Below are 22,373 nucleotides of genomic sequence, written 5' to 3'. Positions count from 1 at the left end.
GCAGGGCACAGGCGCAAAGCAAATTCCGGCAAACAGTACGGAGTAACCAGCATGACCCGCAGTCTTTATGAAATTCACGTCAATGACATCCTGGGCAACGATATCGCCATGGAGCGCTATCGCGGCAAGGTGCTGCTGGTTGTCAATGTGGCCAGTCGTTGCGGGTTCACTCCTCAATATGAGGGCTTGCAGGCGCTTTACCAGCGCTATGCTGATCGCGGCCTTGAGGTACTGGGTTTTCCGTGCAACCAGTTTGGCGCGCAAGAGCCCGGTTCGGAACCGGAAATCCAGGAGTTCTGCAGTACCAGTTTCGGCGTCCGGTTTCCGCTGTTTGCCAAGATCGACGTCAACGGCTCGGCCGCGCATCCGCTGTATCAGTTCCTCAAGTCAGAGCAGACCGGCTTGCTGGGGATTGAGGCCATCAAGTGGAACTTCACCAAGTTCCTGGTCGATCGCGAAGGCAATGTGGTGGGGCGTTACGCGCCAACCACCACGCCGGAAGCACTGATCAAAGATATTGAAAAATTGTTGTAACACAACCGGTTTGGGGCGGATGTCGTTGATCGTAAAGGCTTTAGCACTATTGTGATAGCACCTGGGGGCAAGGTGAGGGGCCCAGCCTAACGCATTGATCTGTTGAAGCAAAAAGCAAACCAGGGTAGAATCCGTCAAATTTTGTACAGAAAACGGGCCAGGGCAACCTGTCCCGTTTTTCTACGTCCGGGGAGCCTGAAAAGAGCCCGTGAACCCCGCCCCTGACTGGCCGGGTGCGGCGGCTTTTTTCAACCCCGCACCGATTCCCCTCAATTGCGGGCGCAACGCCCAGGAGCCGCCAGTGTCCAAACCAGCTTTACTTGCGCTTGCCGACGGCACCCTGTTTCACGGTACTTCCATCGGCGCTGATGGTGAAACCATTGGCGAGGTGGTATTCAATACCGCGATCACCGGTTACCAGGAAATCCTGACCGATCCGTCTTACTGCCGCCAGATTGTTACCCTGACCTATCCGCACATCGGCAATTACGGTGTGAACCCGGAAGATGCCGAAAGCCGTGGCGTTTTCGCCGCCGGTCTGATCATCCGTGATCTGCCGCTGCTGCATTCCAACTTCCGCGCGTCGATGAGTCTTGGCGAGTATCTCGTCAAACACAACGTCGTGGCCATTGCCGATATCGACACCCGCAAGCTGACCCGTATCCTGCGTGAGAAGGGTGCTCAGCCGGGCTGTATCGTCTCGGGCGACAACATTGATGCCGCCGCTGCCGTTGAAAAGGCCAAATCCTTCGGCTCCATGGCCGGGCAGGATCTGGCCAAGGTCGTCAGCGCCGCCGAGCGCTACGAGTGGACTACCGCCGAGTGGAAGCTGGGCGTGGGTTACACCGTGCAGTCCAACCCGAAATTCAAGGTTGTGGCGTACGACTTCGGCGTGAAACACAACATTCTGCGCATGCTGGCTGAACGCGGTTGCGAGCTGACCGTGGTGCCGGCGCAAACCCCGGCGGCCGATGTGCTGGCCATGAACCCGGATGGTGTGTTCCTCTCCAACGGCCCTGGCGATCCGGAACCGTGTGACTACGCCATTGAGGCGATCCAGGTGTTCCTGGAAAAACGCATTCCGACGTTTGGCATCTGTCTGGGTCATCAGTTGCTGGGTCTGGCTGCCGGTGGCAAAACCAGCAAGATGAAGTTTGGTCACCACGGCGCCAACCACCCGGTGCAGGATCTGGATACCGGTCACGTGATGATCACCAGCCAGAACCACGGCTTCCAGGTGGACGAATCCAGCCTGCCAGGCAATGTGCGGATTACGCACCGTTCGCTGTTCGATGGCACCGTTCAGGGTATCGCACTGACTGACCGTCCGGCCTTCAGCTTCCAGGGTCACCCTGAAGCCAGCCCGGGCCCGCACGATGTGGCGTACCTGTTCGACCGCTTTATTGCGTCTATGAGCAAGGCGTGAGGCGTTAGGCGCGAGGTGTAAACCTTGCGTCTTGCGGCTCGTGTTTTCTCTCCCAATAAAATTTGAATGAAAGTGGTGCGGCGGGTGCTGAGTGATCTTCACCTCACTGCTCCCGCCTCACTCCTCACAGGCAAAGCCAATGCCCAAACGTACAGACATTAAAAGCATTCTCATCATCGGCGCCGGCCCGATCGTCATCGGCCAGGCGTGCGAGTTCGATTACTCCGGCGCGCAGGCCTGCAAGGCGCTGCGTGAAGAGGGTTACAAGGTCATCCTGGTCAACAGCAATCCGGCCACGATCATGACTGACCCGAACATGGCCGATGTGACCTACATCGAGCCGATCACCTGGCAGATGGTCGAAAAGATCATCGACAAGGAACGCCCGGATGCGATCCTGCCGACCATGGGTGGCCAGACCGCGCTGAACTGCGCGCTGGACCTGTGGCGCAATGGCGTGCTCGACAAATACAAGGTCGAGCTGATCGGTGCTACACCGGAAGCCATCGACAAGGCTGAAGACCGCCAGAAGTTCAAGGCGGCCATGGACAAGATCGGTCTGGGTTCTGCCCGTTCCGCCATTGCCCATACCATGGAAGAAGCGCTGGCCGCCCAGGTCAACATCGGCTTCCCGGCGATTATCCGCCCGTCGTTCACCATGGGTGGTTCGGGCGGCGGTATTGCCTACAACATCCAGGAATTCATTGAAATCTGCACGCGCGGTCTGGATCTGTCTCCGACCAAAGAGCTGCTGATTGAAGAATCGCTGCTGGGCTGGAAAGAATACGAGATGGAAGTCGTGCGTGACCGCGCCGACAACTGCATCATCGTGTGTTCCATCGAAAACCTGGACCCGATGGGTGTGCATACCGGTGACTCGATCACCGTGGCCCCGGCCCAGACGCTGACCGACAAGGAATACCAGATCATGCGTAATGCATCGATCGCGGTATTGCGTGAGATCGGTGTGGATACCGGCGGCTCCAACGTGCAGTTCTCGGTGAACCCGCAAGATGGCCGTCTGATCGTCATTGAAATGAACCCGCGCGTGTCGCGCTCTTCCGCGCTGGCATCCAAGGCCACCGGCTTCCCGATCGCCAAGATCGCCGCCAAGCTGGCTGTGGGTTACACGCTGGACGAACTGAAGAACGAAATCACCGGTGGCAAGACCCCGGCCTCGTTCGAACCGTCGATTGACTACGTTGTTACCAAGATCCCGCGCTTTGCGTTCGAGAAATTCCCGCAGGCCAATGATCGCCTGACCACGCAGATGAAGTCGGTGGGTGAAGTGATGGCCATCGGCCGCACCCAGCAAGAATCGCTGCAAAAGGCGTTGCGTGGCCTTGAAACCGGCATGTCCGGCTTTGACGAGATCACCACCGACCGCGCGAAGATCGAATCTGAAATTGCCTCGCCGGGCCCGGAACGTCTGTGGTACGTGGCGGACGCTTTCCGCATCGGCATGAGCCTGGATGAAGTCCACAATCTGTCGAAGATTGATCCGTGGTTCCTGGTGCAGATTGAAGACCTGCTCAAGGACGAAGCGGCGCTCAAGACCCGCACGCTGGAAAGCCTGACCGCCGCTGACCTGCGCAAACTCAAGCGCAAGGGCTTCTCGGATCGTCGTATCGGTGCGCTGCTGGGTACCGACCAGAACGCCGTGCGCCGTGCGCGTCACGCCGCTGGCGTGCGCCCGATCTACAAGCGTGTGGATACCTGCGCGGCCGAGTTCGCGACCAACACCGCTTATATGTATTCCAGCTACGACGAGGAATGCGAAGCCGCACCGACCAACAACAAGAAGGTCATGGTGCTGGGTGGCGGCCCGAACCGTATCGGTCAGGGTATCGAGTTTGACTACTGCTGCGTACACGCCGCACTGGCGCTGCGCGAAGATGGTTACGAGACCATCATGGTCAACTGCAACCCGGAAACCGTGTCGACCGACTATGACACCTCCGATCGCCTGTATTTCGAACCGCTGACGCTGGAAGACGTGCTGGAAATCGTCGCGGTTGAAAAGCCGTACGGCGTGATCGTGCAATACGGTGGCCAGACCCCGCTGAAACTGGCGCGCGCGCTGGAAGCCAACGGTGTGCCGATTGTCGGTACCAGCCCGGACATGATCGATGCTGCCGAAGACCGCGAGCGTTTCCAGAAGCTGCTGCAGGATCTGGGTCTGCGTCAGCCGCCGAACGCCACTGCGCGTAATGAAAAAGATGCGCTGGTGCTGGCTGCCAAGCTGGGCTATCCGTTGGTGGTGCGTCCGTCTTACGTGCTGGGCGGCCGTGCCATGCAGATCGTGCATTCGGAAGACGACCTGACCCGCTACATGCGTGAAGCCGTGAAGGTGTCCAACGACAGCCCGGTGCTGCTGGACCGCTTCCTGAACGACGCCATCGAAGTTGACGTGGATGCGCTGTCTGACGGCGAAGACGTGCTGATTGGCGGCATCATGGAACACATCGAACAAGCTGGCGTGCACTCTGGTGACTCCGCTTGCTCGCTGCCGCCGTACTCGCTCTCCAAAGAATTGCAGGATGAACTGCGTCGTCAGACCGTGGCCATGGCCCGCGCGCTGAACGTGATCGGCCTGATGAATGTGCAGTTTGCCATTCAGGGCAAGGGCGATGAAGCCAAGGTGTTCGTGCTGGAAGTGAACCCGCGCGCTTCGCGTACCGTGCCGTACGTCTCCAAGGCCACCAGCCTGCCGCTGGCCAAGATCGCCGCGCGTTGCATGGTCGGTCAGACACTCAAGAGCCAGGGTGTGACGGAAGAAGTGATTCCGCCGTACTACTCGGTCAAGGAAGCCGTGTTCCCGTTCGTGAAATTCCCGGGCGTGGATACCATCCTGGGCCCGGAAATGAAGTCGACCGGTGAAGTCATGGGCGTGGGCGAAACCTTTGCCGAAGCCTTTGTGAAGTCGCAACTGGCGGCCAGCATCGTGCTGCCGCAATCGGGCAGCGTGTTCATCTCGGTCAAGGACGGCGACAAGGCCGTGGCGATCGAATGCGCCCGCGTGCTGGTTGATCTGGGCTTCAAGATTGTGGCGACCAAGGGCACCGCAACTGCGCTGGAAGAAGCCGGCGTGGCCGTGACGCATGTGAACAAGGTCACCGAAGGCCGTCCGCACATTGTCGACATGATCGTGAACGGCGATATCGCCATGGTCGTCAATACCGTGGAAGAGCGTCGCCAGGCCATTCAGGACAGCTACTCCATCCGTCACGAATCGCTCAAGGCCAAGCTGCCGGTATTCACCACCGTCGCTGGCGCCCGTGCTGCCTGCATCGGCATGCGCGATCTTGGCGAGGTCAAGGTTTACGATGTGCAGGGCTTGCATCGTCAACTTAAAGCCTGATACCTTAGAGCCTGAAACGACAACAACCGCCGCCCTGCTTGGGGCGGCGGTTGTGCTTTTATAGTCTCCCGACCTGCTGTACAGGCGGCGCTTGCGCATTGCGTTTTCATCCACTGCCCGACATCTTCATGTACCGACGTACATGCCGGTGTTTGCGCTGCGGGTGCAGACACACTGCTTTGGCACTGCCGCACAACAGGCCAGGATAGTTGATTTGTCTTGTCCGGCCAGGGAAACAGCCGGGCCGCAGGAGAACAAGAAATGATCAAGATCCCGCTGACCGTTGTCGGTGCGGAAAAGCTCAAGGCGGAACTGCAACAACTGAAGAGTGTTGCCCGTCCGGAAGTGATCGCAGCCATCGCCGAAGCCCGTTCGCACGGTGATCTGTCTGAAAACGCCGAATACGATGCCGCCAAGGAAAAGCAATCCTTCGTTGAAGGCCGTATTGCAGAGCTGGAAGGCAAGCTGTCCAACTCGCAAGTGATTGATCCCGCCTCGCTGGCCGTCACCGCCGAAGGCCGCGTGGTATTTGGCGCGACCGTGGAACTGGAAGACCTGGAAGCAGGCAGCCAGGTGACCTATCAGATCGTGGGCGATGACGAAGCCAACCTGAAAGACGGCAAGATTTCCGTATCCAGCCCGATCGCCCGTGCGCTGATTGGCAAGTATGCCGGCGACGTGGCCGAAGTGGTCGCACCGGGTGGCATCCGCGAATACGAAGTGCTGGATGTGAAATACGTGTGAGTGCGAGGTGTGAGGGGAGAGCTGTAACAGCTCCCTTCGCGCCGCACTGCCAACGTCTTTGCGCCTCACCCCTAACCCCTCACTCCTCACACAATAATGGGCAACGGACTCAAGAACGTTCTGACGGTTTTGTGGATTGGCGGCTTGTGGATTGTCGGCATGCTGGTCTTGCCGGTGCTGTTTTTGTCGCTGGACAACAACCACGGTCTGGCTGCGGTGCTCTCGGCCAAAATTCTGCATGCCATGGGCTGGCTGGGGATTGTGGCGGGGTTGTACTTGCTGGTTTACCGCGTCTGGTTTGATGGCCTGCGTGCGTTTCAGACCGGCCCGTTCTGGCTGCTGATCGGCATGCTGGTCTGCACGCTGGTGAACCAGTTTGCGATCTTTCCGATTCTGGCCGGTGTGAAATCCACATTGAGCGAGAGCGCGGTCGGGGTGTTTGGTGGTGGCTTTGCCAACTGGCATACCATTTCCACTGCCATTTATGCCTTGCAGGCTTTGTTCGGCCTCTTGTACGTTTGGCATATGGATGGCAAATAAGCCGCAGCGTGCAGGCTGACGCTGATAAAACAAAAGGCCCGCTTTGATCGCGGGCCTTTGTGCTGGCAGGGTAGGGGCTTAGCCCTTTTTTGCCTTTTTCGGCTTGGGCAGTTCAATGCGTGAACGATCGGCATCGCCCTGGCGATAGATGATCAACAGCTTGCCCAGATGTTGTACCGGGCTGGCAGACAGTTCGGCGCAGATTTGTTCCATGTACTGGGTGCGCGCTTCGCGATCGTCGCCCAGTACGCGAATCTTGATGAGCTCATGCGCATCCAGATTCACGGCGATTTCACGGATCACTGCATCGGTCAGGCCGTTGTTGCCGATCATGACGACCGGATTAAGATGATGGGCGAGGCCGCGCAGATAGCGGCGCTGATCCGAATCAAGTTCCATTTTGTATTTAAAACCTCTTTTAATACCTTGAATAAACAGGCGATTGTACCGGATGGCACGCTCTAAAACCAGCAACGCGTGGTTGCAGGAACATGTGAACGATCACTACGTTCATATGGCACAAAAGGATGGATACCGCGCGCGCGCAGCATATAAGTTGCTGGAAATAAACGAAAAAGACCATCTTATCAAACCCGGCATGTGGGTGGCTGACCTTGGTGCGGCACCGGGTAGCTGGTCGCAGGTGGCGGCAAAACTGGTGGGTGACAAGGGCCGCGTGTTTGCGCTCGATATCCTGGAAATGCCATTTATTCCGGGTGTGGATTTCATTCAGGGCGACTTTCGGGAAGAATCTGTCCTTAAAACCTTCACCGATTTGCTTGAAGAGCGTGAAGTAGACCTTGTGATTTGCGATATGGCCCCAAATATCACTGGGAATGCCGTGACCGATCAGGCCCGCTCAATGTACCTGTGTGAGCTGGCGCTGGAGTTTGCACAAAATCATTTGAAACCTGGCGGGCATTTTCTGGTCAAGGTATTCCAGGGTTATGGCTATAACGAATACATGACGGCCATGCGTGACACTTTTGCCACAGTGACCACACGTAAACCGAAAGCTTCGCGCGACCGTAGCGCGGAAATGTACTTGCTTGGCAAGCAAAAAAAGGTTTGAGCAGTTAGAATTGACGCTGTGCATCAAGCATTTATGCAGCTGGAGCAAGGATGCGCACTTGCGTTTATCCCGCTGTACTACCCGGTTAAAGGGCTTGGGAAATGAATAATCTCGGTAAGAATATCGCCATCTGGCTGATTATCGGTCTGGTTCTGATGACGGTTTTCAATCAGTTCACCAAACGGCAGGACACGGTCGGCCAGGTGCCGTACTCGCAGTTCATGTCGAATGTTGAAGCGGACCGCGTTGCCTCGGTAGAGATCGAAGGCAACATGCTGCGTGGCCAGTGGTTGCGCGGCAAGCTCAATGACGGTTCGGCCTTCTCTACCTATGCGCCGTTTGACTTCCGCCTGGTCGACACCCTGATCAAGCACAACGTCAAGTTCTCGGCCAAGGCAGAAGAAGAGCAAGGTTTCCTGACCCAGCTGTTCATTTCCTGGTTCCCGATGCTGCTGCTCATCGGCGTGTGGGTTTTCTTCATGCGACAGATGCAGGGCGGTGGCAAGGGCGGCGCGTTCAGCTTTGGCAAATCGCGCGCCCGCATGCTGGATGAATCCAACAACTCGGTCACGTTTGCTGACGTGGCCGGTTGCGATGAAGCCAAGGAAGAAGTCGCCGAAATCGTCGACTACCTGCGTGACCCGACCAAATACCAGAGCCTGGGCGGCCGCATGCCGCGCGGTATCCTGATGGTGGGCTCGCCCGGTACCGGTAAGACCCTGCTGGCCAAGGCCATTGCAGGCGAAGCCAAGGTGCCGTTCTTCTCGATCTCCGGTTCTGACTTTGTCGAAATGTTCGTCGGCGTGGGCGCGGCCCGCGTGCGTGACATGTTCGAGAACGCCAAGAAGAATGCCCCGTGCATTATCTTCATCGATGAAATCGACGCGGTTGGCCGCCAGCGTGGCGCCGGCATGGGCGGCGGTAACGATGAACGCGAACAAACCCTCAACCAGATGCTGGTCGAGATGGATGGTTTTGAAGGCAACTCCGGCGTGATCGTGATTGCTGCGACCAACCGTCCGGACGTGCTGGACCCCGCGCTGCTGCGTCCGGGCCGCTTTGACCGTCAGGTGGTGGTGTCGCTGCCGGATATCCGTGGCCGTGAACAGATTCTGGGCGTGCACATGCGCAAGGTGCCGATCTCCAACGACGTGGAGCCCAATGTGCTGGCCCGCGGTACGCCAGGTTTCTCTGGTGCGGATCTGGCTAACCTTGTGAACGAAGCCGCCTTGTTTGCAGCCCGCCGCAACAAGCGCCTGGTTGACATGGAAGATTTCGAGTCCGCCAAGGACAAGATCATGATGGGCGCGGAACGCCGCACCATGGTGATGTCGGAAGAAGAAAAGAAGAACACCGCGTACCACGAATCCGGTCACGCTGTGGTCGCCAAACTGCTGCCCAAGTCTGATCCAGTGCACAAGGTCACCATTATCCCGCGCGGCCGTGCGCTGGGTGTGACCATGCAACTGCCGGAAGAAGACCGTTACGCTTATGACCGCCAGTACCTGCTGAACCGCATCGCCATCCTGTTTGGTGGCCGGATCGCAGAAGAGGTGTTCATGAATCAGATGACCACCGGCGCTTCCAACGACTTTGAGCGTGCCACGCAAATGGCCCGCGACATGGTGACCCGCTACGGTATGAGCGACAAGCTGGGCCCGATGGTGTACGGCGAGAACGAAGGTGAAGTGTTCCTCGGTCGTTCGGTGACGACGCACAAGAGCGTGTCCGAAAGCACCATGCAGCAAGTCGATGCGGAAATCCGCCGCATTATCGATGAGCAGTACGCCCTGGCGCGCAATCTGCTGGAAACCAACCGCGACAAGGTCGAAGCCATGACCAAGGCGTTGCTGGATTGGGAAACCATCGATATCGACCAGATCAACGACATCATGGATGGCCGCGATCCGCGTCCGCCGAAGTCGCCGCCGACCAAGCCGGCATCGCCGTCCGGTGATCGCCCCAGCGGTGATGCGCCGGCAGCAACGACCACCCCGGCTACCGAAGCCTGATCAACGTTACGCCATGAAAAGGCGGCCATGTGAGTGGCCGCCTTTTTCTTATCGTCTTTCGCGCAGCAATGCGCCCAGGTTCTACCGGAGTACCCATGGATACCTTGCAATGCGGCCGCTTTCAACTCAGCCTCGCCCGGCCTCTTGTGATGGGGATTCTCAATGTCACCCCTGATTCGTTCTCTGACGGCGGTAATTTTGATACCGCATCCAAGGCTGTTGCCCACGCCGAAATGATGGTGAAAGAGGGCGCCGATATCATCGACATTGGCGGTGAGTCCACCCGCCCGGGCGCGGGGGATGTCAGCATTGAAGATGAAATCGCCCGCGTCGTGCCGGTGATTGCCGCGCTCAAATCGCTGAATGTCCCGCTGTCGATCGATACCCGCCGCCCGGCCGTGATGCTGGCTGCGCTTGAAGCCGGCGTGGATCTGATCAACGACATTGCCGCGCTGGAAGGCGACGGTGCCTTGCAGGTGGCCACGCGCAACAATGTGGCAGTTTGTCTGATGCATATGAAGGGCGAACCGCGCACCATGCAGACTGCGCCGCATTACGACGACGTGGTGGGCGAGGTCACGCAGTATCTGGCCGCGCGCCGTGACGAGGCGTTGCGGGTCGGCATCGCGCGTGAGCGTATCCTGCTCGATCCGGGTTTTGGTTTTGGCAAGAATCTGGAACACAACGCCGCCTTGTTCCGGGCCATGCCCCAGATGATTGAAACCCTGGCCTGTCCGTTCCTGATCGGCGTGTCGCGCAAGTCCATGCTGGGCCAGATTACGGGGCGACCGGTGAGCGAGCGTGCCGTGGCCAGCGCCGCTGCGGCCATGCTGGCAGCGCAAAAGGGTGCCGCCATCGTGCGGGTGCATGATGTGCGGGAAACTGTGGATGCGTTGAAAACGCTGCACGCCCTACAATGACAACAGTTTTTTCTTTGATTTCGTTTTACTTTCAGGATTGATCAATGGGACGCAAGTACTTCGGAACGGATGGTGTACGCGGACTGGTCGGTGAGCATCCGATCACGCCGGAATTTGCCATGAAGCTGGGTTACGCCGCAGGTCGCGTACTGGCTACAGCAGAACGTCGCCAGAACGGTGAGCATGCGTCGGTATTGATCGGTAAAGACACGCGGATTTCTGGCTATATGCTGGAGGCGGCGCTGCAGGCCGGTCTGAACGCGGCGGGCGTGGATGTACACCTGACCGGGCCGCTGCCGACCCCGGGTGTGGCCTACCTGACCCGTGCGCTGCGCTTGTCGGCAGGCGTGGTGATTTCCGCCTCGCACAATCCGTATTACGACAACGGTATCAAGTTCTTTGGCGCTGGCGGCAAGAAGCTGCCAGATGAAGTCGAGCAAGCCATTGAAGAAGCCATTGATGACGCACAACCCTGCGTCGGCTCCAAGACCATGGGCCGTGCCTGGCGCGTGGGCGATGCATCGGGCCGTTACATCGAATTCTGCAAATCCACCTTCCCGAACGAACTGGACCTGCGCGGCCTGCGTCTGGTGATTGATTGCGCGCACGGCGCAACCTATCAGGTGGCGCCGCACGTGTTCCATGAACTGGGCGCGGAAGTCATCACCATTGGCGACAAGCCCAATGGCTTTAACATCAATGAAAACTGCGGTGCGACGCACGTTGATCTGCTGCGCAAGACCGTGCTGGCCGAAGGCGCGGATTACGGGATCGCACTGGATGGCGACGGCGACCGGTTGATCATGGTCGATGGCGACGGTTCGGTGATCGACGGCGATCTGCTGATCTACGTGCTGGCACGCTATCGCGCTGAGCGCGGCACCCTGCGTGGTGGTGTGGTCGGTACCCTGATGACCAATCTGGGCGTGGAAAACGGCCTTAAAGCGGCCGGAATCGCTTTTGAACGCGCCAAGGTGGGTGACCGCTATGTGCTGGAGCGTTTGCAGGAAAACGGCTGGTTGCTGGGTGGCGAAGGTTCCGGCCACATTCTGAGCCTGGATCGTCACACTACCGGCGACGGGATTGTCTCGGCATTGCAGGTGCTCGAAGCGCTGATCGAACAAGGCAAGCCGCTGTCGACCTTCCGGGATGAGCTGCAACTGTCGACCCAGGTGCTCAAGAACGTGCGCATCAACAAGGGGTTCAATATTGGCGGTTCGCCTTCTATTGCCGAGTCGGTCAAGAAAGCCGAAGCGGCGATGGGCTCGCAAGGCCGCGTACTGCTGCGCCCGTCGGGCACCGAGCCGCTGGTTCGCGTGATGGTCGAGCACGTTGATCCGGCGCAGGCAGAGAAATGGGCCGAGTCGATTGCCTCTGTGGTTACCGCCGAAGCCAGCGCCGAATAACCTGGTTGTCTGGCTGCGCAAAAAAGCCCGCTTCGGCGGGCTTTTGCATGGGCGTCAGCCAATAACTACCGTGCGGCACCATAAAAAAACCCGCGAAGTTCGCGGGTTTTTTGTTCACGGCGGGGCAGGGCGCTTAGCCGAACTTGCCGGTGATGTAGTCTTCGGTCGCCTTCTTGGTCGGCGTGGTGAAGATGGTGTCGGTTTCGCCCACTTCCACCAGCTCGCCCAGGTACATATAGGCGGTGTAGTCAGACACGCGCGCGGCCTGTTGCATGTTGTGGGTCACGATGGCGATGGTGTAATCGCGCTTGAGTTCGTGCACCAGTTCTTCAATGTGCGCGGTAGAGATCGGGTCCAGGGCGGAAGTCGGTTCGTCCAGCAGCAGCACTTCCGGCTTCACGGCGATGGCGCGGGCGATACACAGACGCTGTTGCTGACCGCCCGACAGGCCAAGGCCAGACTGGCGCAGCTTGTCTTTGGCTTCATTCCACAGTGCCGCCTTGGACAGTGCCCATTCCACACGGTCATCCATCTCGGACTTGGACAGGCTTTCGTACAGCTTCACACCAAAGGCGATGTTGTCATAGATCGACATCGGGAACGGTGTCGGCTTCTGGAACACCATGCCTACCTTGGCGCGCAGCATGTTCAGGTCAACGCCGCGTTCCAGGATGTTGTTGCCGTTCAGCAAGATCTCGCCCTCGGCGCGCAGCTTGGGGTAGAGCTCGTACATACGGTTGAAAGTACGCAGCAGCGTGGATTTACCGCAGCCGGACGGGCCGATGAAGGCGGTGACTTTGCCTTCGCGGATGTTCAGATTGATGTTCTTGAGCGCATGGAAATTGCCGTAATAGAAGTTGAGGTTCTTTACGGCCAGTTTCGCTTTGGTGGTTTCTGCGGTCATGCTGGAGTCCTGAAGTCGCATTATTTTGATCCTTGCTTGCGGCTTAGTGTTGTTGCTGCGGTTTGATCAACGTACGGGCGAGAATGTTCATCACCAGTACAAAGAGGCCGATAAGCAGGCTGCCTGCCCATGCCAGGTTATGCCAGTCTTCATAAGGGCTCATCGCAAACTGGAAGATCACCACCGGCAAGTTGGCCATCGGTTGGTTCATGTTGCTGTAGAACTGGTTGTTCAACGAGGTAAACAGCAGCGGGGCGGTTTCACCAACGATACGGGCAACAGCCAGGATCACACCCGTCACCACGCCAGCCTTGGCCGCGCGCAGTGTCACCTGCAGCGTCATCTTCCACTGCGGCGCACCCAGCGCGTAAGCGGCTTCACGCATGCTGTGCGGTACCAGACGCAGCATGCTCTCTGTCGTACGTACCACCACCGGGATCACCAGGATCGCCAGGGCCAGCGCGCCAGCCCAGCCGGAGAAGTGGCCAGTATGCACCACGTACACTTCATACATGAACAGACCGATCACGATGGACGGGGCCGACAGCAGAATGTCATTGATGAAGCGCGTGACCGGTGCCAGCCAGCCGCGATCGCCAAACTCGGCCAGATAAGTGCCAGCCAGAATGCCGATCGGAGTGCCCACCAGCGTGCCGACGATCGACATCGCCAGGCTACCGATAATGGCGTTGGACAAACCGCCGGCGCTGCCCGGGGCAGGGGTGGTCTGCGTGAACAGCACAGGCGTGAGGCTGCTGAAACCGTTCTTGAACAGGGTGTACAGAATCCAGGCCAGCCAGAACAGGCCAAACAGCATGGCCAGTACCGACAGGCTCAGACTGACGAAATTGACGAAGCGCCGACGCGCGTAAATAGAGAACATGACTCAGCGCCTCTGTTTAGTGGCCTTCGGCGCGTTGCATGCGCAGAAGCATCAGTTTGGACAGGGTCAGCACCACAAATGTGATGAAGAACAGCAGCAGGCCCAGATAAATCAGGCTGCCTGTATGCAGTGCCGTCGTCGCTTCGGTGAACTCGTTGGCCAGTGTGGCAGAGATCGAGGTCGACGGGTCAAACAGGCTATGGATGGGCTGTTGCGCGTTACCAATCACAAAGGTAATTGCCATGGTCTCGCCCAGTGCACGACCCAGGCCCAGCATCACGCCACCCATGACACCGCTGCGGGTGTAAGGCAAAACTACGCGCCAGACTACTTCCCAGGTGGTGCCACCCAGACCGTAAGCGGATTCCTTGAGCATGGCCGGAACCACTTCAAACACGTCGCGCATGACGGAAGAAATATACGGAATCACCATCACCGACAGGATCAGGCCGGCAGTCAACATGCCGATGCCCATGGGCGGGCCGTCGAACACGCCGCCAATGATCGGCAGGCCGGCGGTATGTTCGGTCAGCCACGGTTGCACGTTGTCGGCAAACCAGGGGGCAAACACAAACAGACCCCACATCCCGTAAATGATGGAAGGCACGCCGGCCAGCAATTCAATGGCAATGCCCAGCGGGCGGCGCAGCCAGACCGGGGAAAGTTCGGTCAGGAAAATCGCAATGCCAAAGCTGACCGGTACGCCGATCGCCAGGGCAATAAAAGAAGACAGCAAGGTGCCGCGGATGGAGTTCCAGCCGCCAAACTGGCCTGTCACCGGATTCCAGTCGGTACCCACAACAAAACCGAGCCCGAATTGCTGAATGGCCGGCCACGCGCCGATCACCAGCGAAACAATGATGCCTGCGAGCAGCGCAAGCACAAAAAAGGCGAAAAAGCGGGTAGTCCCGCGGAAGATACGGTCTTGCAGCATCTGTTGCTGCAGCCGTTTTTCTTGTGAATTCATCAGCTTCTCCGGAGTCGGCGTAACAACAACAGGAGCCACCCTGGCTCCTGTTGTGTTCGGCGTGTACTCGGGCTGCATTTTATCGTTCATGCCAGTCCTTTGTACTCAAGATGCCTTTAGCCGTCTTACTTCCAGACCGGCGCGTTGCTGTTGTCGGTGATCTGCTTCCAGGAAGCGCGGATCACGTCCTTCACATCGTTCGGCATCGGGACATAGTCCAGTTGCGAAGCGGTGCCATCGCCATTGGCGTAGCCCCAGTCGAAGAACTTCAGCACTTCCTTGCCTTGTTCCGGCTTGTCTTGTTTCTTTTGCATCAGGGCAAAGGTAGCGCCAGTGATCGGCCATGCGGTCTTGCCAGCCTGGTCGGTCAGGATCACGTAAAAGCCCGGTGCGCTCTTCCAGTCGGCGCCAGCAGCGGCAGCCTTGAAGGATTCTTCGGTCGGAGCCACAAACGCGCCAGACTTGTTCTGCATGTCGATGTAGTTCATCTTGTTCTGCTTGGCGTACGCGTATTCAACGTAACCAATCGCGCCCTTGATGCGCTGAACGTACTGCGCTACACCTTCGTTACCCTTGCCGCCCACGCCGTTCGGCCATTGCACGGTTGCATCTTCACCGACCTTGGCTTTCCAGTCGCCGCTGACCTTGGACAGGTAGTTGGTGAAAATGAAGGTAGTGCCGGAACCGTCAGCACGGTGCACAACGGTAATGGCCGCATCCGGCAGCTTGGCAGCCGGGTTCAGCTTGGCGATCGCCGGGTCATTCCACTTCTTGATCTTGCCCAGGAAAATGTCAGCCAGCACGGTGCCGGTCAGCTTCAGTTCGCCGCCCTTCACGCCAACCAGGTTGGCAACCGGAACCACACCACCCATGGCAACCGGGAATTGCACCAGACCGGACTTGTCCAGCTCTTCTTGCTTGAGCGGCTTGTCGGAGGCACCAAAGTCAACCGTCTTGGCCTGGATTTGCTTGATACCGCCGCCCGAACCGATGGATTGGTAGTTCAGACCCACGCCGGTCTTGGTCTTGTAGGCTTCAGCCCACTTGGCAGCCAGCGGGTAAATAAAGGTAGAACCGGCGCCAGTAATGTCGGCAGCCATGGCTTGAGCAGTAAACAGGCCAGCGGTAAGGCCCAGCGATACGAGCACTTTGCGCCCATATGTCATGATGTTTTTCTCCGGTTGAGCAATGCCGGGTACATTCCCGACTCGGCCGCATCCTAGACGGGAAGTGTTTCCGAAATATTACAAGTCGGTGTCATAAAAGGATGGTGGCCGGTTTTTGCTTGCTATGTGATTGTTTATATTGACGTTATATCGGTTTGTGCTGGTTTGCGGTTCGTCGTTCAAACGTGTGTTTGTGACGACGAACCCCGTCAGAAACCGGTATGGGCGGTCATCTTCACCGATGAATGTGACAGTTATATGCAGATGTAATGACAAGGAGACAGTCCGGTGACCGCCCGACCCGCCCTGGGGGAATCCCGAGTGTTGCAAAATGCCTGTTAACAAAGCGTTTCCTGGGTGGGGCCGGTTTGACGCACCAGCGCGGCGCGGCCTACAATCGCGTTCTTTTGCAAACCACATTGGTCGGGTGCAATGGCAAGGCAACTTGTTGTTGGTAACTGGAAAATGCATGGCAGCGTGGGGCAGGTTCGCTCCGTGGTGCCGGAACTGGCGCGTGCGGAACTGGGTTCCAATGTATCAATCTGCATGCCTTATCCGTATTTGTCGCTGGCCAAGTCGCTGCTGGTGGATACACCGGTACAACTGGGCGCGCAGGATCTGTGCGAGTTCCACATTGGCGCGTACACCGGTGAAGTGTCGGCCGCCATGCTGGCAGATGTCGGGTGCGAGCTGGTGATCATCGGACATTCCGAGCGTCGTCGCTATTTTGGCGAAACCAGTGAAACTGCCGCCCGTAAAGTGCGCGCAGCGCTCGATGCCGGTCTTTTGCCTATTTATTGTGTGGGCGAGACGCAAGAGCAGCGCGACCAGGGTGTGGCCCGTGATGTGATCGCGGACGAATTGAAAGTATTGTCCGGCGTGCCGACAAGTTTGTATGCAGTTGCGTACGAACCGATGTGGGCAGTCGGAACAGGGGTGACCGCAGCACCGGAGCAAATCTCCGAGATGCATGCGTTCATCAAGCAGACGCTGAGCCAGCACACCTGTGTGCTATATGGCGGAAGCGTAAAGGGAAACAACGCCGCCCACATCCTGGCAGTCGATGGGGTGGACGGTGTTCTGGTCGGGGGTGCGGCGCTTTCGGCGACCGAATTTTTGCGGATTTGCCGCGCTGCACATTAATGCGAACGTAATCTTTGAGCAGGGTCAAGACCCCTGTCGCAGATTGCAAAAATACCACTTCGGCGCTATGATTCGCGCCGCGTTGATGAGAAAAGATGGAACTTCTTAAAAGCCTCGTTTTGATTGTGAATGTGTTGTCCGCACTGGCGACAATCGTTCTCGTTCTGATGCAGCACGGCAAGGGCGCCGACATGGGCGCAGCCTTTGGCAGTGGTTCCGCCGGTAGCCTGTTTGGTTCGTCCGGCTCGGCCAACTTCCTGAGCCGCAGCACTGCGGTGTGCGCAACTGTCTTTTTCGCAAGCTGTCTTGGTCTTGTTTTGCTGACTACCCCGAGCCGTTCTTCGGATCTGGGCGTGATGAGCGATGTCAAGGCCGCTGCTTCGGCGCCTGCGGCTGCGGCTTCCACGCCCGCCCAGAGCAAGATTCCTGAGTAAGCACTGCCCGGTGATTGTTCAGGTGTGGTTGAAGGCCGACATGGTGGAATTGGTAGACACGCTATCTTGAGGGGGTAGTGGCTGCGGCCGTGAGAGTTCGAGTCTCTCTGTCGGCACCATAGATTCGGAAAAACGCCGGGGCAGCAATCCCGGCGTTTTCCATAAAGAAAATCAGTGCTTGTTTGCGTTGATCAAGTAAAAGGACTTGTTGCAGGAACGAATAAGTCCGCATGCAGTATCAGTAGAATAATAGTCGCAACCGGTTCTTTTCCTTATTTGCCCTTTGTAATTGATCTTGACGGGGATCGACATGCTACAGAATTACTTCCCCATATTGCTCTTCATCATCGTGGGTACCGCGATTGGTGGCGGGTTGATGGCCTTGGGTGGGGTGTTTAGCCGACTGCTTGGAACCTACAAGCCGGACCCACAAAAACTCTCTCCTTACGAATGTGGTTTTGAGGCGTTTGAAGACGCACGCATGCAGTTCGATGTGCGCTACTACCTCGTGGCCATCCTGTTCATTCTGTTCGATCTGGAAGTTGCCTTCCTCGTTCCCTGGGCGCTCGTTCTCAAGGAAATTGGCTCTTTCGGTTTCTTTTCCATGTTGATCTTCCTGGCCATTCTCGTTGTCGGCTTCGCCTACGAATGGATGAAGGGCGCGCTGGAGTGGGAGTAATACGATGACTGCAGCAGCATCGCAAAGTCTTGAAAAGGGTTTTGTCACAACGTCCGTTGACGCTGTGATGAATTGGGCGCGTACCGGCTCTCTGTGGCCGATGACGTTTGGTCTGGCCTGTTGTGCGGTCGAGATGATGCATGCCGGTGCGGCACGCTATGACCTCGACCGTTTCGGCATTGTGTTCCGTCCGTCTCCGCGCCAGTCCGATCTGATGATTGTTGCCGGCACGCTGTGCAACAAGATGGCACCGGCCTTGCGCAAGGTGTACGACCAGATGCCGGAACCGCGCTGGGTGCTCTCCATGGGCTCCTGTGCCAATGGTGGTGGCTACTACCACTATTCCTATTCGGTGGTGCGCGGTTGTGACCGCATCGTCCCGGTTGATATCTATGTCCCGGGTTGCCCGCCGACGGCCGAAGCGCTGGTCTATGGTCTGATCCAGATGCAGAACAAGATCAAGCGTACCAACACCATTGCCCGGGCTCGCCAGCTCGAGCAGGTGAACGGTTGAGGTGAGTCGTGGCAAAAACACTGAATCAACTGATTGATGACATCAAGCGCGTACTGGGTGACGAGCGCATTGGCAAGCTCACCCTGGCGCTCGATGAAGTTACCCTGGAAGTGCCGGCGGCCAAGCTGATTGAAGCGGCAACCTTGCTGCGTGATCACGCCGACCTGCGCTTTGAAGCCTGTGTGGACGTGGCTGGTGTGGATTACAGCGCCTACGGCGATGGCCAGTGGTCCGGCCTGCGTTTCGCCTCTGTAGCGCACCTGTTGTCCTACACCCACAACACCCGTCTGCGTCTGCGCACTTTCTGTGCCGATGATGATTTCCCGGTGATTGATTCGCTGATCGACATCTGGCCGGCCGTGAACTGGTTCGAGCGTGAGTCGTTCGACCTGTACGGCATCATCTATCAAGGCCACCCGGATCTGCGCCGTATCCTGACTGACTATGGTTTTGTCGGCCACCCGTTCCGCAAGGACTTCCCGCTGTCGGGCTATGTCGAAATGCGCTACGACCCGGAACAATCCCGCGTGATCTACCAACCGGTCACCATCGAACCGCGCGAAACCGTACCGCGCATCATTCGCGAGGAGAACTACGGTGGCGTCTGAAATCCGTAATTACACCCTGAACTTCGGTCCGCAACACCCGGCCGCGCACGGCGTGCTGCGTCTGGTGCTGGAGCTGGACGGTGAAGTGGTTGAGCGTGCTGACCCGCACATCGGCCTGCTGCACCGCGGTACCGAAAAGCTGGCTGAATACAAGACTTTCCTGCAAGCGCTGCCGTATATGGACCGTCTCGACTATGTGTCGATGATGTCCAACGAGCACGCCTACTGCATGGCAATCGAACGCCTGCTGGGTCTGGAAGTGCCGCTGCGTGCGCAGTACATCCGCGTGATGTTCGATGAAATCACCCGGATTCTGAATCACCTGATGTGGATCGGCGCGCACGGTCTGGACTGCGGCGCGATGACCATCTTCCTGTACGCCTTCCGCGAACGCGAAGACCTGATGGATTGCTACGAGGCCGTCTCTGGCGCCCGTATGCACGCCGCTTACTACCGTCCGGGCGGCGTTTACCGCGATCTGCCTGAAGAGATGCCGAAGTACCAGGCCTCCAAGGTGCGTAACGCTGCCGCCATCAAGCGCCTGAACGAAAACCGCGAAGGCTCGATGCTCGATTTCATCGAAGACTTCACCAACCGTTTCCCGACCTATGTCGACGAATACGAAACCCTGCTGACCGATAACCGTATCTGGAAGCAGCGTACCGTCGGGATCGGTGTGGTTTCGCCGGAACGCGCCATGGCGCTGGGTCTGACGGGCGCCATGCTGCGTGGTTCGGGTATCGAGTGGGATCTGCGCAAGAAGCAGCCCTACGAAGTCTACGACAAGCTCGATTTTGATATTCCGGTCGGCAAGAACGGTGACTGTTATGACCGTTATCTGGTGCGTGTTGAAGAAATGCGCCAGTCCAACCGCATCATCAAGCAATGTATTGCCTGGCTGCGCGCCAATCAGGGCCCGGTCATTACCGACAACTTCAAGGTGGCGCCGCCGTCCCGTGTTGGCATGAAGAGCAACATGGAAGAGCTGATCCACCACTTCAAGCTGTTTACTGAAGGCATGCACGTGCCGGCCGGCGAAGCCTATGCCGCCGTGGAACACCCGAAGGGCGAGTTTGGTATCTACATGGTTTCGGATGGCGCCAACAAGCCGTACCGCATGAAGATCCGTGCGCCGGGTTACGTGCATTTGTCCGCGCTCGACGAAATGTCGCGCGGTCACATGCTCTCTGACGTCGTGGCCATTATCGGCACGCAAGATATCGTATTTGGTGAGGTGGATCGCTGATGTTGTCCCCGGAATCCCTCGCGCAGATCGACCGTGAACTGACCAAGTATCCGGCCGACAGAAAGCGTTCGGCGCTCATGTCCGCGCTGCGTATCGCCCAGATTGAAAAGGGCTGGTTGTCCAACGAGACCATTGAATTCATTGCGCATTACCTGGAGCAACCTCCGGTCGCTGCGTATGAAATGGCCACGTTCTACAACATGTTCCAGCTCAAGCCGATCGGCAAGCACAAGATCACTGTGTGTACCAATCTGCCCTGTGCTTTGTCGGGTGGTGCCGACGCTGGCAAATACCTGCAACAAAAACTGGGTATTGGTTACGGCGAAACCACTGCGGACGGCAAGTTCACGCTGATGGAAGGGGAGTGCATGGGTGCCTGCGGTTACGCCCCGGTGCTGCTCCACAACAACCACAGCATGTGCAAGCACATGACGCCTGAAGCAATCGACAAGAAACTGGCGGAGCTCGAATAAATGGCAACTTTCGTCAAAGGCGTCGTGTTTGAGGACGTCGATTTCGAGAATCCTGATAGCTGGCGTCTCGAAGAATACGTAAAGCGTGGTGGTTACGCCGCGCTGCAAAAGATCGTCAATGAAAAGATGACGCAAGATGCCGTCATCGCGGAAATGAAGACCTCGGCCCTGCGTGGCCGCGGCGGTGCGGGTTTCCCGACCGGCCTGAAGTGGTCTTTCATGCCGCGCAGCTTCCCGGGTCAAAAGTACCTGGTCTGCAATACCGACGAAGGCGAACCGGGTACATTCAAGGACCTGGACATCATCATGTACAACCCGCACGCGCTGATCGAAGGCATGATCATCGGCGGGTTCACCATGGGCGCCACCGTCGGTTACAACTACATCCACGGTGAGGTGTTCGAAGCCTACCTGCGCTTTGAAGAAGCGCTGGAAGAAGCCCGCAAGGCCGGCTTTCTGGGCAACAACATCCTGGGTGGCGGTTTCGACTTTGAACTGCACGCACACCACGGCTACGGCGCCTACATCTGTGGCGAAGAAACCGCGTTGCTCGAATCGCTGGAAGGCAAGAAAGGCCAGCCGCGCTTCAAGCCGCCGTTCCCGGCCAGCTTTGGTCTGTATGGCAAGCCGACCACCATCAACAATACCGAGACCTACGCCTCGGTGCCGTACATTGTCCGCAACGGCGGCCAGAAGTTCCTGGAACTGGGCAAGCCCAACAATGGCGGTACCAAGCTGTTCTCCATTTCCGGTCACGTGAACCGTCCTGGCAACTACGAAGTACCGCTGGGCATGCCGTTCTCTGAACTGCTGGAACTGGCTGGCGGCATGCGTAACGGCAAGAAGCTCAAGGCGGTGATCCCGGGTGGTTCGTCCGCACCGGTACTGCCGGCAGAGATCATGATGAACACGACCATGGATTTCGATGCGATCTCCAAGGCCGGTTCCATGCTCGGCTCCGGCGCGGTGATCGTCATGGACGAAGACACCTGCATGGTCAAGGCGCTGGAGCGTCTGTCGTATTTCTACTTTGAAGAGTCGTGCGGTCAATGTACGCCGTGCCGTGAAGGCACTGGCTGGCTGTACCGCGTGATTCACCGCATCGAACACGGCCAGGGCCGTCCGGAAGATCTGGACCTCTTGCTGGACGTGGGTGGCAACATCGCCGGCCGTACGATTTGTGCGCTGGGCGACGCCGCCGTGATGCCGGTGCAGGGCATGCTCAAGCATTTCCGCAGCGAGTTCGAATATCACATTGAGAACAAGCGCTGTATTGCTCCGGGTTACTGATCTGACCGATCAAACCTTGCCTTGCTGAAGACTATTTGAGAATAAACTGGA

General features: G+C 57.9%; 22 protein-coding genes and 1 tRNA gene. 18 read left to right on the top strand and 5 right to left on the bottom strand.

Annotation, left to right across the window (positions count from 1 at the left end):
- The first annotated feature begins 51 nt into the window (after nucleotides 1-51).
- The 5 genes from IEX57_RS16750 (at nucleotide 52) to IEX57_RS16730 (ending at nucleotide 6,605) form a co-directional block, all read left to right on the top strand.
- On the top strand, nucleotides 52-534 hold the full coding sequence (locus IEX57_RS16750) for a glutathione peroxidase (protein WP_188705648.1): 483 nt from the start codon (nucleotides 52-54) through the stop codon (nucleotides 532-534).
- Between the two features lie 301 nt (nucleotides 535-835).
- Nucleotides 836-1,960 carry a glutamine-hydrolyzing carbamoyl-phosphate synthase small subunit gene (carA, locus tag IEX57_RS16745; protein ID WP_188705646.1) on the top strand — a complete coding sequence of 375 codons (1,125 nt, stop codon included), beginning with the start codon at nucleotides 836-838 and terminating at the stop codon, nucleotides 1,958-1,960.
- A gap of 139 nt (nucleotides 1,961-2,099) precedes the next feature.
- Nucleotides 2,100-5,321 (top strand): carbamoyl-phosphate synthase large subunit, encoded by a 3,222-nt coding sequence (carB, locus tag IEX57_RS16740; RefSeq protein ID WP_188705645.1) that lies wholly within the window; start codon nucleotides 2,100-2,102, stop codon nucleotides 5,319-5,321.
- A 261-nt stretch (nucleotides 5,322-5,582) separates the two neighbouring features.
- Nucleotides 5,583-6,065, top strand: coding sequence for a transcription elongation factor GreA (greA, locus tag IEX57_RS16735; RefSeq protein ID WP_188705643.1), 483 nt, complete (start codon nucleotides 5,583-5,585; stop codon nucleotides 6,063-6,065).
- A gap of 96 nt (nucleotides 6,066-6,161) precedes the next feature.
- Nucleotides 6,162-6,605 carry a DUF4149 domain-containing protein gene (locus IEX57_RS16730; protein WP_188690156.1) on the top strand — a complete coding sequence of 148 codons (444 nt, stop codon included), beginning with the start codon at nucleotides 6,162-6,164 and terminating at the stop codon, nucleotides 6,603-6,605.
- Nucleotides 6,606-6,683: 78 nt separating this feature from the next.
- On the opposite strand, the gene yhbY is transcribed toward IEX57_RS16730, so the two are convergent.
- Complete coding sequence (yhbY, locus tag IEX57_RS16725) at nucleotides 6,684-7,004, bottom strand: ribosome assembly RNA-binding protein YhbY (protein ID WP_188705641.1); 321 nt, start codon at nucleotides 7,002-7,004, stop codon at nucleotides 6,684-6,686.
- Nucleotides 7,005-7,056: 52 nt separating this feature from the next.
- Here yhbY and rlmE point away from each other — a divergent pair, with 52 nt between their 5' ends.
- From rlmE to glmM, 4 genes are all read left to right on the top strand, one after another.
- The gene (rlmE, locus tag IEX57_RS16720) at nucleotides 7,057-7,677 is read left to right on the top strand and encodes a 23S rRNA (uridine(2552)-2'-O)-methyltransferase RlmE (RefSeq protein ID WP_188705639.1); all 621 of its coding nucleotides are present in this window, start codon (nucleotides 7,057-7,059) and stop codon (nucleotides 7,675-7,677) included.
- Between the two features lie 101 nt (nucleotides 7,678-7,778).
- A complete protein-coding gene (gene ftsH / locus IEX57_RS16715) occupies nucleotides 7,779-9,689 on the top strand; it encodes an ATP-dependent zinc metalloprotease FtsH (RefSeq protein WP_188705637.1) in 1,911 nt (636 codons plus the stop codon).
- A gap of 95 nt (nucleotides 9,690-9,784) precedes the next feature.
- The gene (folP, locus tag IEX57_RS16710) at nucleotides 9,785-10,609 is read left to right on the top strand and encodes a dihydropteroate synthase (RefSeq protein WP_188705635.1); all 825 of its coding nucleotides are present in this window, start codon (nucleotides 9,785-9,787) and stop codon (nucleotides 10,607-10,609) included.
- A 44-nt stretch (nucleotides 10,610-10,653) separates the two neighbouring features.
- Nucleotides 10,654-12,015, top strand: coding sequence for a phosphoglucosamine mutase (glmM, locus tag IEX57_RS16705; RefSeq protein WP_188705634.1), 1,362 nt, complete (start codon nucleotides 10,654-10,656; stop codon nucleotides 12,013-12,015).
- A 133-nt stretch (nucleotides 12,016-12,148) separates the two neighbouring features.
- Here the strand turns inward: glmM and pstB are convergent, their stop codons facing one another.
- The 4 genes from pstB to pstS form a co-directional block, all read right to left on the bottom strand.
- Nucleotides 12,149-12,919 carry a phosphate ABC transporter ATP-binding protein PstB gene (gene pstB, locus IEX57_RS16700; protein ID WP_188705632.1) on the bottom strand — a complete coding sequence of 257 codons (771 nt, stop codon included), beginning with the start codon at nucleotides 12,917-12,919 and terminating at the stop codon, nucleotides 12,149-12,151.
- A 43-nt stretch (nucleotides 12,920-12,962) separates the two neighbouring features.
- The gene (gene pstA, locus IEX57_RS16695) at nucleotides 12,963-13,802 is read right to left on the bottom strand and encodes a phosphate ABC transporter permease PstA (protein ID WP_188705630.1); all 840 of its coding nucleotides are present in this window, start codon (nucleotides 13,800-13,802) and stop codon (nucleotides 12,963-12,965) included.
- Between the two features lie 16 nt (nucleotides 13,803-13,818).
- Nucleotides 13,819-14,769, bottom strand: coding sequence for a phosphate ABC transporter permease subunit PstC (gene pstC, locus IEX57_RS16690; RefSeq protein ID WP_188705628.1), 951 nt, complete (start codon nucleotides 14,767-14,769; stop codon nucleotides 13,819-13,821).
- Nucleotides 14,770-14,894: 125 nt separating this feature from the next.
- Nucleotides 14,895-15,935: a phosphate ABC transporter substrate-binding protein PstS gene (pstS, locus tag IEX57_RS16685; RefSeq protein WP_188705625.1), complete on the bottom strand. Its 1,041-nt coding sequence runs from the start codon at nucleotides 15,933-15,935 to the stop codon at nucleotides 14,895-14,897.
- Between the two features lie 432 nt (nucleotides 15,936-16,367).
- On the opposite strand from pstS, the gene tpiA reads away from it, so the two are divergent.
- The 9 genes from tpiA to nuoF all read left to right on the top strand — a co-directional run bounded on the left by tpiA (nucleotide 16,368) and on the right by nuoF (nucleotide 22,322).
- A complete protein-coding gene (gene tpiA, locus IEX57_RS16680) occupies nucleotides 16,368-17,078 on the top strand; it encodes a triose-phosphate isomerase (protein ID WP_188705624.1) in 711 nt (236 codons plus the stop codon).
- 95 nt (nucleotides 17,079-17,173) lie between these two features.
- On the top strand, nucleotides 17,174-17,512 hold the full coding sequence (gene secG / locus IEX57_RS16675) for a preprotein translocase subunit SecG (RefSeq protein ID WP_188705622.1): 339 nt from the start codon (nucleotides 17,174-17,176) through the stop codon (nucleotides 17,510-17,512).
- Nucleotides 17,513-17,546: 34 nt separating this feature from the next.
- A tRNA-Leu gene (locus tag IEX57_RS16670) sits at nucleotides 17,547-17,631 on the top strand.
- 191 nt (nucleotides 17,632-17,822) lie between these two features.
- On the top strand, nucleotides 17,823-18,191 hold the full coding sequence (locus IEX57_RS16665; protein WP_184102313.1) for an NADH-quinone oxidoreductase subunit A: 369 nt from the start codon (nucleotides 17,823-17,825) through the stop codon (nucleotides 18,189-18,191).
- A 4-nt stretch (nucleotides 18,192-18,195) separates the two neighbouring features.
- Entirely contained in the window at nucleotides 18,196-18,705 is a 510-nt protein-coding gene (locus tag IEX57_RS16660; RefSeq protein WP_184102312.1) for a NuoB/complex I 20 kDa subunit family protein, read from the top strand.
- 8 nt (nucleotides 18,706-18,713) lie between these two features.
- On the top strand, nucleotides 18,714-19,313 hold the full coding sequence (locus IEX57_RS16655; protein ID WP_188705620.1) for an NADH-quinone oxidoreductase subunit C: 600 nt from the start codon (nucleotides 18,714-18,716) through the stop codon (nucleotides 19,311-19,313).
- A complete protein-coding gene (locus IEX57_RS16650; RefSeq protein WP_188705619.1) occupies nucleotides 19,303-20,559 on the top strand; it encodes an NADH-quinone oxidoreductase subunit D in 1,257 nt (418 codons plus the stop codon). Before IEX57_RS16655 ends, IEX57_RS16650 begins: the two co-directional genes overlap by 11 nt.
- Complete coding sequence (gene nuoE / locus IEX57_RS16645) at nucleotides 20,559-21,032, top strand: NADH-quinone oxidoreductase subunit NuoE (RefSeq protein ID WP_188705617.1); 474 nt, start codon at nucleotides 20,559-20,561, stop codon at nucleotides 21,030-21,032. The genes IEX57_RS16650 and nuoE overlap by 1 nt, the downstream gene beginning before the upstream one ends.
- Complete coding sequence (nuoF, locus tag IEX57_RS16640; protein ID WP_188705614.1) at nucleotides 21,033-22,322, top strand: NADH-quinone oxidoreductase subunit NuoF; 1,290 nt, start codon at nucleotides 21,033-21,035, stop codon at nucleotides 22,320-22,322.
- Nucleotides 22,323-22,373 lie beyond the last annotated feature (51 nt).

The organism is Silvimonas iriomotensis (assembly GCF_014645535.1).
Taxonomy (GTDB): Bacteria; Pseudomonadota; Gammaproteobacteria; order Burkholderiales; family Chitinibacteraceae; genus Silvimonas; species Silvimonas iriomotensis.
The sequence above is the reverse complement of the archived record's forward strand: the minus strand, read 5'-3'. Positions and strand labels throughout refer to the sequence as shown.

Bases quoted from the DNA above. Each gene is read 5' to 3' on its own strand.
- IEX57_RS16750 (WP_188705648.1), top strand. From the start codon at position 52: ATGACCCGCAGTCTTTATGAAATTCACGTCAATGACATCCTGGGCAAC.
- carB (WP_188705645.1), top strand. From the start codon at position 2,100: ATGCCCAAACGTACAGACATTAAAAGCATTCTCATCATCGGCGCCGGC.
- greA (WP_188705643.1), top strand. From the start codon at position 5,583: ATGATCAAGATCCCGCTGACCGTTGTCGGTGCGGAAAAGCTCAAGGCG.
- IEX57_RS16730 (WP_188690156.1), top strand. From the start codon at position 6,162: ATGGGCAACGGACTCAAGAACGTTCTGACGGTTTTGTGGATTGGCGGC.
- yhbY (WP_188705641.1), bottom strand. From the start codon at position 7,004: ATGGAACTTGATTCGGATCAGCGCCGCTATCTGCGCGGCCTCGCCCAT.
- rlmE (WP_188705639.1), top strand. From the start codon at position 7,057: ATGGCACGCTCTAAAACCAGCAACGCGTGGTTGCAGGAACATGTGAAC.
- ftsH (WP_188705637.1), top strand. From the start codon at position 7,779: ATGAATAATCTCGGTAAGAATATCGCCATCTGGCTGATTATCGGTCTG.
- folP (WP_188705635.1), top strand. From the start codon at position 9,785: ATGGATACCTTGCAATGCGGCCGCTTTCAACTCAGCCTCGCCCGGCCT.
- glmM (WP_188705634.1), top strand. From the start codon at position 10,654: ATGGGACGCAAGTACTTCGGAACGGATGGTGTACGCGGACTGGTCGGT.
- pstB (WP_188705632.1), bottom strand. From the start codon at position 12,919: ATGACCGCAGAAACCACCAAAGCGAAACTGGCCGTAAAGAACCTCAAC.
- pstA (WP_188705630.1), bottom strand. From the start codon at position 13,802: ATGTTCTCTATTTACGCGCGTCGGCGCTTCGTCAATTTCGTCAGTCTG.
- pstC (WP_188705628.1), bottom strand. From the start codon at position 14,769: ATGAATTCACAAGAAAAACGGCTGCAGCAACAGATGCTGCAAGACCGT.
- pstS (WP_188705625.1), bottom strand. From the start codon at position 15,935: ATGACATATGGGCGCAAAGTGCTCGTATCGCTGGGCCTTACCGCTGGC.
- tpiA (WP_188705624.1), top strand. From the start codon at position 16,368: ATGGCAAGGCAACTTGTTGTTGGTAACTGGAAAATGCATGGCAGCGTG.
- secG (WP_188705622.1), top strand. From the start codon at position 17,174: ATGGAACTTCTTAAAAGCCTCGTTTTGATTGTGAATGTGTTGTCCGCA.
- IEX57_RS16665 (WP_184102313.1), top strand. From the start codon at position 17,823: ATGCTACAGAATTACTTCCCCATATTGCTCTTCATCATCGTGGGTACC.
- IEX57_RS16660 (WP_184102312.1), top strand. From the start codon at position 18,196: ATGACTGCAGCAGCATCGCAAAGTCTTGAAAAGGGTTTTGTCACAACG.
- nuoE (WP_188705617.1), top strand. From the start codon at position 20,559: ATGTTGTCCCCGGAATCCCTCGCGCAGATCGACCGTGAACTGACCAAG.
- nuoF (WP_188705614.1), top strand. From the start codon at position 21,033: ATGGCAACTTTCGTCAAAGGCGTCGTGTTTGAGGACGTCGATTTCGAG.